General features: G+C 71.5%; 12 protein-coding genes and 1 pseudogene. 4 read left to right on the top strand and 9 right to left on the bottom strand.

The annotated features are described in order from the left end of the window. A pseudogene (locus G3I19_RS37055) lies at positions 1–275 on the top strand (hypothetical protein); the annotation flags it as partial. A gap of 264 nt (positions 276–539) precedes the next feature. Here the strand turns inward: G3I19_RS37055 and G3I19_RS29365 are convergent. Both G3I19_RS29365 and G3I19_RS29370 read right to left on the bottom strand, forming a co-directional pair. Continuing rightward, entirely contained in the window at positions 540–3,113 is a 2,574-nt protein-coding gene (locus G3I19_RS29365; protein ID WP_164266752.1) for an FtsX-like permease family protein, read from the bottom strand. Continuing rightward, positions 3,110–3,898: an ABC transporter ATP-binding protein gene (locus tag G3I19_RS29370; protein WP_164266753.1), complete on the bottom strand. Its 789-nt coding sequence runs from the start codon at positions 3,896–3,898 to the stop codon at positions 3,110–3,112. Before G3I19_RS29370 ends, G3I19_RS29365 begins: the two co-directional genes overlap by 4 nt. A 401-nt stretch (positions 3,899–4,299) precedes the next feature. Between G3I19_RS29370 and G3I19_RS29375 the strand changes: the two genes are divergently transcribed. The 3 genes from G3I19_RS29375 to G3I19_RS37060 all read left to right on the top strand — a co-directional run bounded on the left by G3I19_RS29375 (position 4,300) and on the right by G3I19_RS37060 (position 5,112). Next, positions 4,300–4,485, top strand: a complete 186-nt coding sequence (locus G3I19_RS29375) for a hypothetical protein (RefSeq protein ID WP_164266754.1) — start codon at positions 4,300–4,302, stop codon at positions 4,483–4,485. Continuing rightward, positions 4,482–4,838 (top strand): metalloregulator ArsR/SmtB family transcription factor, encoded by a 357-nt coding sequence (locus G3I19_RS29380; RefSeq protein ID WP_343235247.1) that lies wholly within the window; start codon positions 4,482–4,484, stop codon positions 4,836–4,838. Before G3I19_RS29375 ends, G3I19_RS29380 begins: the two co-directional genes overlap by 4 nt. 97 nt (positions 4,839–4,935) lie before the next feature. Continuing rightward, the gene (locus G3I19_RS37060) at positions 4,936–5,112 is read left to right on the top strand and encodes a DUF6126 family protein (RefSeq protein WP_203600557.1); all 177 of its coding nucleotides are present in this window, start codon (positions 4,936–4,938) and stop codon (positions 5,110–5,112) included. A gap of 64 nt (positions 5,113–5,176) precedes the next feature. Here the strand turns inward: G3I19_RS37060 and G3I19_RS29385 are convergent, their stop codons facing one another. The 7 genes from G3I19_RS29385 to G3I19_RS29415 form a co-directional block, all read right to left on the bottom strand. Further along, positions 5,177–5,539 (bottom strand): metalloregulator ArsR/SmtB family transcription factor, encoded by a 363-nt coding sequence (locus tag G3I19_RS29385; protein WP_164266755.1) that lies wholly within the window; start codon positions 5,537–5,539, stop codon positions 5,177–5,179. A 274-nt stretch (positions 5,540–5,813) separates the two neighbouring features. After that, positions 5,814–6,242, bottom strand: a complete 429-nt coding sequence (locus G3I19_RS29390; protein WP_164266756.1) for an ATP-binding protein — start codon at positions 6,240–6,242, stop codon at positions 5,814–5,816. 25 nt (positions 6,243–6,267) lie between these two features. Further along, on the bottom strand, positions 6,268–7,983 hold the full coding sequence (locus G3I19_RS29395) for a SulP family inorganic anion transporter (protein WP_164266757.1): 1,716 nt from the start codon (positions 7,981–7,983) through the stop codon (positions 6,268–6,270). Continuing rightward, positions 7,980–8,264, bottom strand: coding sequence for a transcriptional regulator (locus G3I19_RS37765; protein ID WP_164266758.1), 285 nt, complete (start codon positions 8,262–8,264; stop codon positions 7,980–7,982). The genes G3I19_RS29395 and G3I19_RS37765 overlap by 4 nt, the downstream gene beginning before the upstream one ends. Positions 8,265–8,517: 253 nt before the next feature. Beyond that, on the bottom strand, positions 8,518–9,105 hold the full coding sequence (locus tag G3I19_RS29405) for a class I SAM-dependent methyltransferase (RefSeq protein WP_164266759.1): 588 nt from the start codon (positions 9,103–9,105) through the stop codon (positions 8,518–8,520). 188 nt (positions 9,106–9,293) lie between these two features. Further along, entirely contained in the window at positions 9,294–10,190 is an 897-nt protein-coding gene (locus tag G3I19_RS29410) for a cellulose-binding protein (RefSeq protein WP_164266760.1), read from the bottom strand. Positions 10,191–10,536: 346 nt separating this feature from the next. Further along, on the bottom strand, positions 10,537–11,564 hold a 1,028-nt coding region (locus G3I19_RS29415), incomplete at its 5' end, for an SUKH-4 family immunity protein (RefSeq protein WP_203600561.1).

Below are 11,564 nucleotides of genomic sequence, written 5' to 3' on the forward strand. Positions count from 1 at the left end.
CCGCCGCGCCCGCGCTCCCCGCCGCGCCGCCGAGCCCCCGGCACGCCCCCCTGCACTCCGCGGACGGCGGGGGTACCAGCCTGCCGGACCTGCCGAGCCCGACGAGCCCGTCCATGGGCTACGCCTCGGCCACCCCGGGCACGCCGCTCCGCACCACCGCCACGGAAACGGTGCGGGGTGACTCCATTGGTACGCGTACGGGTCCGGGTACGGCGGCGGGGACACCCACGGCGCCGGCCACCTTGCCGCAGTCGTCCCTGCCGCCGGCCGGCTGACGGTGCTTGTGCCCGCCTGACGATCCGGTGCGCCCTGCCGGACACGATCCAGCCCCGGCGGACGCGCCTGGCGCCCACCGGGGCTGATTCGTCCCCGTTCCCCCCTGTCCCCCGTTCCCCGGGTTTTTCCCCCGTTCCCCGTACCCCCCGGTCACTGGCCCGCTCCTCCTCCGGACGGAACCGGGACCGGGACCGGGACCGGAGCGGGAGCGGGGTCGGAGCGGGAGCGGGGTCGGAGCGCGAGCCGGGTCGGAGCGAACCGCGTCAGTCGGTCGCGATCGCGTTCAGTACGTTCATCCGGCCCGCCCGGAACGCCGGGATCAGGGCGGCGAACAGGCCCACGAACGCCGAGGCGACGAAGACCCCGATGATCGTCGGCCACGGGATCTCCAGGACCCCCATGCCCTCAAGCGCGAGGATCTTCTGGGCCGATGTGCCCCAGCCCATCCCGAGCCCCAGGCCGAGCAGCGCACCGAAGAGCGCGATGACCACCGACTCCAGCCGGATCATCCGGCGCAGCTGCCTGCGCGAGAGGCCGATCGCCCGCATCAGGCCGATCTCCCTGGTCCGCTCGACGACCGACAGGGCCAGCGTGTTCACCACGCCGAGCACCGCCACGATGATCGCCAGGGCCAGCAGCCCGTAGACGATGTTGAGCAGCTGCCCGATCTGGTCCTTCAGCTCCTGCTTGAAGTCGGTCTGGTCCTGCACCTTGTACTGCGGGTACTTGGCCAGCGACTTCTTCAGCCCGGCGTAGGCGGCCTTCTCCTGGCCGTCCTTGGCCTTGGCGAACATGATGACGTTCGGCGGCATCCTGTCGGCCGGCACATACCGCGCGGCCGTCGTGATGTTCAGGTACATCGCGCCCTTGTCGACGCTCGTGTCGTCGGAGGTGATGGCCGCGATCCGCAGCTTCGCCGTCCGTCCGCTCCTGAACGCCACCGACATGGTGTCGCCGACCTTGATGTGGTGCCTCGTGGCGTAGGCGTCGCCGACGGACATGGCGTCCTTGCCGTACGCCGCCGAGAGATCACCCGAGACCGTCTCGCGCCGCAGGTCCTGCGCGTACGTCGGGTCGGCCGCGATGACCGACTCGTCCTCGCTCTTCCCGTCGGGCGCGGTCAGCCTGGAATCGATGGCCTTGTAGTTGGTGACGTGCTCGATGCCCGGCGCCGCTTCGAGTGCCTTCTGCGCCTGCGGCACGATCAGCTGGCCGCTGCCGCTCTGGATGATGAAGTCAGCACCGACCGACTTGTCCAGCTCGTCGGTGGCCGAGGCCACCATCGACGAACCGACGACCGACAGACAGGCGACCAGCGCGAGGCCGATCATCAGGGCCGCGCCCGTCGCTCCCGTACGCCGCGGGTTGCGCAGCGCGTTGCGCTCGGCCATCCGCCCGACCGGGCCGAAGATCCGCAGGACGACCGAGCTGATCGCCCTGACCACCACACCCGCGAGGAGCGGGCCGATGACCACGAAGCCGATGAGCGTGAGGACCACACCGGCCCCCAGGTAGAGCGAGCCCTGACCCGACTTGTCCGCGCCGGCCGCGGCGAACAGCGCCGCCCCGCCCGCACCGGTGAGCACCAGGCCGATCGCCGCCCTGAGCCATCCCGCCCTGCCGTCGGCGGGCGTACCCGAGTCCCGCAGCGCGGCCATCGGGGAGATCTTCCCGGCCCGGCGGGCCGGGATGTACGCGGCGACGATCGTCACGATGACACCGAGCAGCATGCCGACGAGCGGGGTCGTCCACTTGACCGTCAGGTCCTCCGTGGACAGGTCCATGCCGATCGAACCCATCACCTTCATCAGCCCCACCGCGAGGCCGACACCGGCGCCGACACCGAGGACCGAGCCGAAGACACCGAGCAGCAGCGCCTCGACCAGCACCGAGCGGTTGACCTGCTTGCGGCTGGAGCCGAGGGCCCGCATCAGTCCGATCTCGCGGGTGCGCTGGGCGACCAGCATCGAGAAGGTGTTGATGATCAGGAAGATGCCGACGAGGAAGGCGATTCCGGCGAAGCCGAGCATCGCGTACTTCATGACGTCGAGGAACGAGCCGACGTCCGAGCGGTTGGCGTCCGCGTTCTCCTTCTGCGTCTCGAACGTGTACGGGCCGTGCAGCACCGCCTGCACGTTCTTCTTCAACTGTGCGTCGCTCACACCGGATTCGGCGTTGACGGAGATGTTCGTGAAGAGGCCGGGGCCGCCCAGCAGCTCGTGCTGCGCGGTGGCGGTGTCGAAGTACACGACGGCCGCGCCGGGGTTGGTCACCTTGAACGTGGCGATCCCGGATATCCGGGCCCTGATGTCCCCGCTGACGGCGATCGTGCGCAGCTCGTCACCCAGCTTCAGGTGGTGCTTCTCCGCGGTGTCCGCGTCGACCATCACCTCGGTGGGGCCGCGCGGGGCGTGGCCCGAGGTGATCTCCATCGACTTGGTCTCGTTGGACGTCCAGTTGCCGGCGATCGTCGGGGCGCCGTTGCTGGAGCCCATGTCCTTGTTGTGGCCGTCGACGACCGTCACGCTCATGCTGCTGACGCCGCCCTGCACCGAGCGCACCCCGTCGGCCTTCGCGACCTGCCGCACCGCCGATGCGGGCAGCGTGTCCGGCTTGCCGTTCTGGGTGCTGTTGTCGGTGCCCTTGGCCGACTTGGGGCTGACCGTGACATCCGACGCGGTGGCCGCGAAGAGCTTGTCGAACGTGGTGTTCATGGTGTCGGTGAAGACGAGCGTGCCGCACACGAAGCCGACCGACAGCAGGACCGCGACGGCGGAGAGCGCCATCCGTCCCTTGTGCGCGAAGAAGTTGCGCAGGGAGGTCTTCCAGACGGTCATGACGTCCGCCCGCGCGCGTCGAAGTCCTTCATCCGGTCGAGGACCTGCTCGGCCGTCGGGCCGTACATCTCGTCCACGATCCTGCCGTCCGCGAGGTAGAGCACCCGGTCCGCGTACGAGGCGGCCACCGGGTCGTGCGTGACCATCACGATGGTCTGGCCCAGCTCGGACACCGACTTGCGCAGGAAGCCCAGTACTTCGGCCCCGGCCCGGGAGTCGAGGTTCCCGGTCGGCTCGTCACCGAAGATGATCTCGGGCTGGGCGGCCAGGGCGCGCGCCACGGCGACCCGCTGCTGCTGACCGCCGGAGAGCTGGGTCGGCCGGTGCTTGAGCCGGTCGGCGAGCCCCACGGTCTCCACCACCTGCCGCAGCCACTGGGCGTCCGGCCTGCGCCCGGCGATGTCCATCGGGAGCGTGATGTTCTCGATGGCGTTGAGCGTGGGCAGCAGATTGAACGCCTGGAAGATGAAGCCGATACGGTCCCGGCGCAGCTGGGTGAGCTTCTTGTCCTTGAGCCCGGTGATCTCGGTCTCGTCCAGATGGATCTGCCCGGCGCTCACCGTGTCGAGGCCGGCGAGGCAGTGCATCAGCGTCGACTTGCCGGAGCCCGACGGGCCCATGATCGCGGTGAACTGACCGCGGGCGATGTCCACATCGACATGGTCGAGCGCCACGACCCGGGTCTCCCCCGACCCGTACGCCTTGACGACCTGCCGCGCTCGCGCGGCAACGGCCGTACGCCCTCCAGTACCCCCGTGCCTGGGAATGGTCACAGCCGTTGTCACGGTAAATCTCCTATGTCGGTCCTGCCCTGCTTGTCAGCAGGCATGGTTGAAGTCTGTCGATCCGGGATGCCCGGCACACTGGTGCACGTAGCCGCATACGCCCTGGGGTTTTCCCCACCCCCACCACTGCGGGCGGCCATAAACAAACGCTAAGGACCAGCGGGGCCCCTCACCTCCTCCGCCGGGACGAACGCGCCCGGGCCGCAGGTAAGGGGCGGCCCCTAGGGGGATTCCGCAGCGGGGACGCCCGCTTCTCGGGGGCGGCGGCGCCCCGGCACAGCTGGAGACACAGGACCTGCAGGACGGGGGGCGGTGTCCGGCGAGACGCTCCCTTAGACTTGCAGAGTTCTGCAATTTGCTAGTCAGCCAATCGGCCGGATGTGCCGGGGTGGGGAGCGACGGTGGGCGGGTTCAGCGAGGCGGCGCGGGAGCGCATCGGTGCGGCACGGTCCCGGCTTGCGGCTGCGTCGGAGGCCGAGGACGCCTACGAAGCGGCGATGGCCGAGGACGAACTCGATGACGCCCTGCGCCTGGCCCGCAAGCACCGCGTCAGCACGGAGCCGGAGAACGGGGTGAGTGGGCAGTGAACGTGACAGCCGTGCCGCTGTACCAGGCGAAGGCGGAGTTCTTCCGGATGCTGGGGCACCCGGTCCGGATCCGGGTCCTGGAACTGCTCCAGGAGGGGCCGCTGCCGGTCCGCGACCTGCTCGCGGCGATCGAGATCGAACCGTCGAACCTCTCGCAGCAGCTGGCCGTGCTGCGCCGTTCGGGCATCGTGAACGCGACCCGCGACGGCTCCACCGTCGTCTACGAGCTGGCGGGCGGGGATGTGGCGGAGTTGCTGCGCGCGGCCCGGCGGATCCTGACGGTCCTGCTGGCCGGCCGGCAGGACCTGCTGGTCCAACTGCACGACGCCGGGACCGAAACGGACACGGTGTGAGGCCGGGTGACCGGGCGGCCGGGTGGCCCGGTGTCCGCGGAGACGGCAACCGATACGACACCAGCCGCCAAGACCGGCCCAGGACGGGAGACACGCCATGAGCGACGAGATCGAGAGTGAGCCGGCCCCCGCCGTGAGCGCCCCCGAACGGGAGACCGAGAGCTGGAAGGAGCGGGGGGTCGCCCTGCGCGCCTTCCTCTACATCTTCGGCACGCACGTCTTCGCGGGATTCATCTGGCTGCTGTTCTACCTGGGCGGCCACGCCGACAAGTGAACGCGGCCCCAGCAGGCGAACCCACGGAGAGAAGGTGCCACCGCCCAGGCGGCGCCGGAATCAGCTACGACGACCTGCGCCGGCGGGGCTTGGCCTCCGGTTCGGCGGCTCGAAGGTCGGCCAGCAGTTCGGCCTGGCCCGCCAGTACGCCGGACAGGATCGTTCGCGCCACGCGGAGCAGCTCCGCTACCTGAGGGTTGGCCAGCGAGTAGTAGACGGCTGATCCCTCCCGGCGGGGGACGACAAGGTTGGCCCGGCGCAGGACGGCCAGCTGCTGGGACAGGTGGGCTGCTTCGACGCCGACCTCGGGAAGCATTTCGGAGACCGCGTGTTCGCGTTCGCTGAGCAGTTCCAGGACCCTGACCCGTACCGGGTGGCCGAGGGTTTTGAAGAATTCCGCCTTCAGCTGGTAGAGCGGTGCGCTCACTGTGCCCGCCCCTTGCCCATGGGAGCCGCCCGGGTACCGGACGTCCGCCGTCGTGCGTGCACCGCGCATCGCATCCATCCAAAACTCTTCGTCATGGGGACATCCTCGCGCCTTCACGCCGGCCTGACGGCCTTGAGAATTTCCTGGTTCGGCAATTGCGCAATCCATGAGCGGCTCCTGCGTCGCCCGGGATCGAACCGCGACCGCCGGACACCTCCCACAGGTGCCGCAGGGTCACAGGGTCACAGGGTCACAGGGTCACAGGGTCACAGGGTCACAGCGGCAGGGTGATCCATATGCTTTTGCCCTTGCCGTCCGCGTCACCCCGGATGACCGCGGTGCCGCCCAGGCCGAGGGTGAGTTCCATGACGGTGCCCAGCCCACTGCTGTCGCCGGTCCCGGTGACCGTGGAGAACAGAGCAGGCTTGTGGGGGTGGCGGTCGTGGACCGCGAACGCGAACGTGTCCGAGCCGGCCGCGTAGATCACGGTGACGTTCGGGGACAGGCCGGCTGCGTGCCGGACGCTGTTGGTCACCAGTTCCGAGAGGATCAGGAGCGCCGGGTCGACCAGGGGATGCCGACCGCTGATGCCCCACTCGGCAAGGACCTGCTCGGTCGTCTCGCGGACGATCCGCACCGCTGAGCCCATCGCGGGCAGGGTCAGGACATGCCGCAGGGGCAGGGAATCGAGCTGCGCGCTCACCGGGCCGCCCCGGCTCGGGATGTGGTCATCGGGAGGCCTCTTCCGTGACGGGGGCGGCGGGCAGGAGGCCGGCCCGTCGCAGGTGGCCGCGGGCCCCGGCGACGGCCTCCGGTGTGGTGGCGTACTCCCGGCCCTCCAGCCGGAGCAGGTCAAGGGCTCCGACCGAGCGCAGGGCCTGGCGCTGGGCGGGGCGTATCCCGGAGGTCAGCACGGCGATGCCGCGCCGGTTCAGCTGCTCCACGGCGTCCTTGAGGACCAGGGCCCCGGTGGCGTCCATCGTCGTGATCCGCGACATCCGCAGGATCACCACCCGTACGTCGGCCACCTCGGAGAGTTCCAGGAGAAGGCGGTGGGCGCCGGCGAAGAAGAGCGGCCCGTCGATGCGGTAGGCGACGATGTGCTCGGCCGGCAGCGCCTGCTCCTCCTCGCCGTGCTCACCGGGCAGGTCCGCTGTGAGATCGACCTGGTCCATCCGGGCCTGCCCGGCGACCGCCCGCAGCGTCAGGGCGCCCGCGACGACCAGGCCGATGACGACCGCGTACACCAGGTCGAGCGCGAGCGTGGCAACGGCGGTCAGCACCAGCACAGCCGCATCCGAACGGGTCGCACGGGCCATCGCCCGCAGTGCACCGACCTCCACCATCCGGATCGCGGTCGCCAGCAGCACCCCGGCCAGCGCGGCCAGCGGGATCCTGGAGACGAGCGGCGCGGCAGCGAAGACGATCACGGCGAGGACCGCGGCGTGGGTGATTGCCGCGAGCCGCGAGCCTGCGCCGGTCCTGACGTTGACAGCGGTACGGGCGATGGCCCCGGTCGCGGGGACGCCACCGAACAGTGGGGCGGCCAGGTTCGCGATGCCCTGCCCGAAGAGTTCCCTGTCCGGGTCGTGCCGCCGGCCGGCCGTCATGCCGTCCGCGACGGTCGCCGAGAGCAGCGACTCCAACGCCGCCAAGGCGGCAACCGCGACGGCCGGGGCGAGCAGCGAACCCACCGCGGACAGATCGAGGAAGGCGAGCGACGGCGCGGACAGCCCGGAGGGCAGGTCACCGATCGGCCGGGCGGCGTCCAGGTGGAAGAGCTGGGCGGCCAGGGTGGCGGCGATGACCGCGGCCATGGAGAAGGGGACGGCGGGGCGCCACCGGGCGCCGAGCAGCATCACGGCCGCCACGGCCAGGGCAAGGACGGTCGCGGTCCAGTTCGGCGCCTTCACGAACTCCTCGACGGCCCGCCAGGTCACCACCAGCACCTTGTCGCCCTCGGGCGTGGCCACACCGAGCGCGTTGGGGATCTGCTGCAGCCCGATGACACAGGCGATACCGAGGGTGAAGCCCTCCACCACCGGGGCGGGGATGTAGCGCATGTACCGGCCCGCCTTCAGCAGGGCGAGCGCGACCAGCAGGACACCGGCCATCAGCCCGACGGTCAGGACCCCACCCGGCCCGTACTGGGCGACGATCGGCACCAGCACCACCGTCATCGCCCCGGTGGGCCCGGAGACCTGGAGGCTGGAGCCGCCGAACAGTGCGGCGAGCGCGCCCGCCACCACCGCGGTCGCGAGCCCCGCTTCGGCGCCCAGCCCGGAGGAGACACCGAACCCCAGCGCGAGCGGCAGCGCCACAATGGCGACGGTCAGTCCGGCGAGCAGATCGCGGCGCGGATTGCGGGCCATGAGGGCGAAGTCGGCGCGGGCGGGCAGCAGGGAGCGCACCCGGCCCACGGCCTGGGCGAGGAGCGTCGTCACGAGGCCGCGGCCTCCGCTTCCCGCGACTCCCCTGACAGCTCGTTCTGCCCGGTCGGCATCTCGGTCGGAGTCCTCCGAGCCGCCCGCATGAAGTCCGCCACGTCCCCGGCCGCGAGGTGCCGGGACAGCGCCGAGCGCTCCACCCCGACCGCGCCCGGTCCGCATACGCGTACCGCCATCGGACCGGTCCGGAGCAGCTCCGGTACGCGTATGCGGACCGGGCGCCCGAGCATCCGGAAGAACTCGGCCTCGGCCTCGGCCTGGTACAGCGGAACAGGCACGGTCTTCGGACTCCCTTCGCCACCCCGATGTCCCGGGATGTCTTCTGGCGCCGTGCGCGCGGCCACCTGCGGACACGACCAGCACAGCATGTAGTGAATTGCATAATTTAGCAATTCGTAGATTCCGAAGCTCCATTCCGGCCGGGACGGCTACCGCGGCCCGGGACGGCTACCGCGGCGCCGAACACCCCGTCACGGTCCGGCGCACGGCCGCGCAGTGGCCGACGGGCTCACCCGGCGCCGCCTGCGGGATTCACCGACGCACGGCGCGGACCACCGTGTCGAGCGCCTCGGCCTCCCCGACCGGACGGTGGGCCACCTCCGCCACGACAAGATCGGCCCACGGTTCCCACGCCTCGCGTACGAACTCGACGCTGGACAGCACCCGCGCATCCTTCGGACCCCCGGTGCCGTGCTCCAGGTTTCCGGCGTCGTGGCCGACCAGCAGCAGCGTGCCGCCGGGCCGGGCCGCCCGGCAGGCGCTCGCCAGCACCGCACCCATGTCCTGCCGGGGCAGCTGCAGATACGAGATCAGAACCAGGTCGTAGGCGGCCTCTTCGGGGACATAGCGGGTGGCGTCGGCCACCGTGGCACGCACCGGCTTCTGACCGTCACCGGCCGCGTCCATGATCCGGCGGACGGCGACCGGCGAAAAGTCGATCGCGTCCACCCGCCACCCCCGGCCCGCCAGCCACACGGCATTGCGGCCCTCCCCCGCGGCCAGATCCAGGGCCCGGCCGGGTTCCAGACCGGAGGTCTCACGGACCACCCACCGGTTCGGCTCGACCGACCACACACGCTCCACGGCCCGGTACCGCTCGTCCCAGTCATCCGCGTCCATACGTACCCTTCCACCGCCGGTCTGCCGCGCCCGCCCCGGCGGACGCACTGGACGTTCCCCGCCGTAACGCTACGGGACAGAGGACTGCCCAGGGCCTGACAACTGCACAGTCCCCAGCGGCAGTACCGGCCTCACGGACTCGGGATTCCGCAGGGGGAAGGAACGGGGCTGCCTGGCCGGGCCCGCGCTCAGGTGCCTTCCGTGGCCGGAGTCCTGCCCGTCAGCGAGGCCAGACTGCTCCGCACATGGGACATGTGCGCCCGCAGCTCCTCCTGCGCCTCACCGTTCTCCCGCAGCACCCGCTCCGTCTCGCGTTCCGTACGCTCCGCACGGACCCTGGCGTGCGCGATCAGCTCCGCCGCCTGCGCCTCCGCGTCCTCCTGGCTGTGCCGCGCCGACTCCTCCGTCGCCGACAGCGCCCGCTGCGCCTCCCCGAGACGGGCCTCGGCCCGTGCGATCAGCTCCGTATGGCGGGCATCGAAGCCGGCCTCCCTCGCCGCGAGTTCACGCTCCGCAGCCTCGGCACGCTCGCCGTGCCCCTTCTCCAGCTCCGCCAGCGCAGCCGACGTACGCTCCCGCATCTCCCGCAGCACACCCAGCGCCTCGCTGCGCCACTGCTTCGCGTCCTTGCGCGAACCGATCCGCAGCTCGTCGGACGCCTCCTGCGCGGCGGTCAGCACCTGCTGCGCGTGCGCCTCGGCCGCCGCCAGCGCCGCGTCCGCATCCGCACGCGCCGCGTCCCGCAGCCCACGCTCCGCCGCACCCGCCTCGTCGTGCAGCCGCTGGGCCGCCGCCTGCGCATCGCCGCGCAGCCCGGCGGCCTCCTCCGTGACCAGCGCGAGCAGCGTCCTGGCCCGCTCGCCCAGCGTCTCGTACGTCTGCGGGGCGAGCCCGGCCACCTGCTCGGCCAGCGCCGCCGACGTGGCCTCCATCTCCTTCGTCAGGACGGTCAGCCGCGCCGCACGCTCCCAGGCCCCGTCACGGTCGTCCGACAGCTCCGCGACGAACCGGTCGACCTGCTCGGGCCGGTACCCACGGCCCCGCACACCCGTGAAGCCATGAGGTGACACCGCTGCTGAACTCATCCGTCAAGCCCCTCTTCGAACACGATGCGCATCGGGTCGCCCCACGCGGCCCGGCGCACATCTTGGTGGATCATCGCGAAGTGCCCATACCGCGACACTCCGCCCATCCCATCCACCCAGGATGCGTCACCCGGCGCGGGAAGTCGGCACCGCCGTCCGGTACGGCTGAATTCAGCCCCCGCCCAGGGCCTCCCACGGCCGGAGCCCGCGGACCGCACGGACCGGCCCCACCCGTACCGGCCCACCGGAAGACGCGGCGCCCGTGCGCCCATACGGCAGAGGCGCCCGGCCGCTTCTCACGGCCGGACGCCTCGTACACGCACCGGGTCAGGTGCCAGGAGCTACCTCAGAGCAGCCCGTCCCACATCTGCTCCAGCAGGACCGACCACCAGCTCTCCGGCGAACCGAGCGCCGCCGGGTCCAGCATCATCAGCTGCGCCTGGAAGTCGACCGTCCACCGGCCGGCCTGCTCCGGACTGAGACCGAAGCGCAGCCGCCACATCCGGCCCAGCAGCGCCAGCGACCGTACGAACTCGGGCAGCCCCGAGTTCACGAACTGCGGCGCCACCGGCTGCCCGCCGGGACCCGCCTCCACCGGCACGGCCACGATGTTCGCCGTGCCGTACTGCACACAGAGCGCCCGGCCGAAGTCGGACCCCATCACCAGATACGACCCCGCGTCGGACGCGGGCTGCACCTGACGCTGCGCGGCCAGCTCGGCCAGCGTCGGAACGGGCTGCCCCGGCACCGCCTGCGCCCAGAAGAACGGTCCGAAATCGACCGGCAGCCCCGCCCACACCAGCGTCTGCGCCACAATCTCCGGCACACCCTGGCGGGACACCGCCCGCTGGTCGAAACGGAAGACGCCCTGCGGCCCGAACGCCTGCGCCAGCTCGTGCGCGACCCCCTGCGGCGGGATCGGCGGCGCCGGCTGCACCGCGGGCAGCGGAGCCCGCACCGGAGCCGGCCGCGCCGGACCGTCCGCGACCTGGTGCAACTCGCCCTGGTGCGTCAGCAGATGCTGCATCCCCTGCTGCCGGCTGGCGTGATCCCTGCCGTACGGGGCGACGCTGGTGATCCGGACCTGCGGCCAGGTCTCCCGGATCATCCGCGCACAGTACCCACCGGGCAGCTCGCACGACTCCAGCTCGGTGTGCAGCTCGATGACCTGCTGCGGCGGCACGTTCATGGCCCGCAGCTCGTGCAGCATCTGCCACTCGGGGTGCGGGGTGCCCGGCGCGGAACGGCGGATGAGCTGCTGCTCGGAGCCGTCCTGCGCGCGGTAGCGCAGCACGGCCTGGTACCCGGGGCCCACCGTCGGCAGCCCGCCGGGGGGCTGCTGCGGATAGCCGTACGCGGCGCCCTGCGGCGGCG

The sequence above is a fragment of the Streptomyces sp. SID10853 genome (genome assembly GCF_010548145.1).
Lineage (GTDB): Bacteria > Actinomycetota > Actinomycetes > Streptomycetales > Streptomycetaceae > Streptomyces.

Bases quoted from the DNA above. Each gene is read 5' to 3' on its own strand.
- G3I19_RS29405 (WP_164266759.1), bottom strand. From the start codon at position 9,105: ATGGACGCGGATGACTGGGACGAGCGGTACCGGGCCGTGGAGCGTGTG.
- G3I19_RS37060 (WP_203600557.1), top strand. From the start codon at position 4,936: ATGAGCGACGAGATCGAGAGTGAGCCGGCCCCCGCCGTGAGCGCCCCC.
- G3I19_RS29365 (WP_164266752.1), bottom strand. From the start codon at position 3,113: ATGACCGTCTGGAAGACCTCCCTGCGCAACTTCTTCGCGCACAAGGGA.
- G3I19_RS29410 (WP_164266760.1), bottom strand. From the start codon at position 10,190: ATGAGTTCAGCAGCGGTGTCACCTCATGGCTTCACGGGTGTGCGGGGC.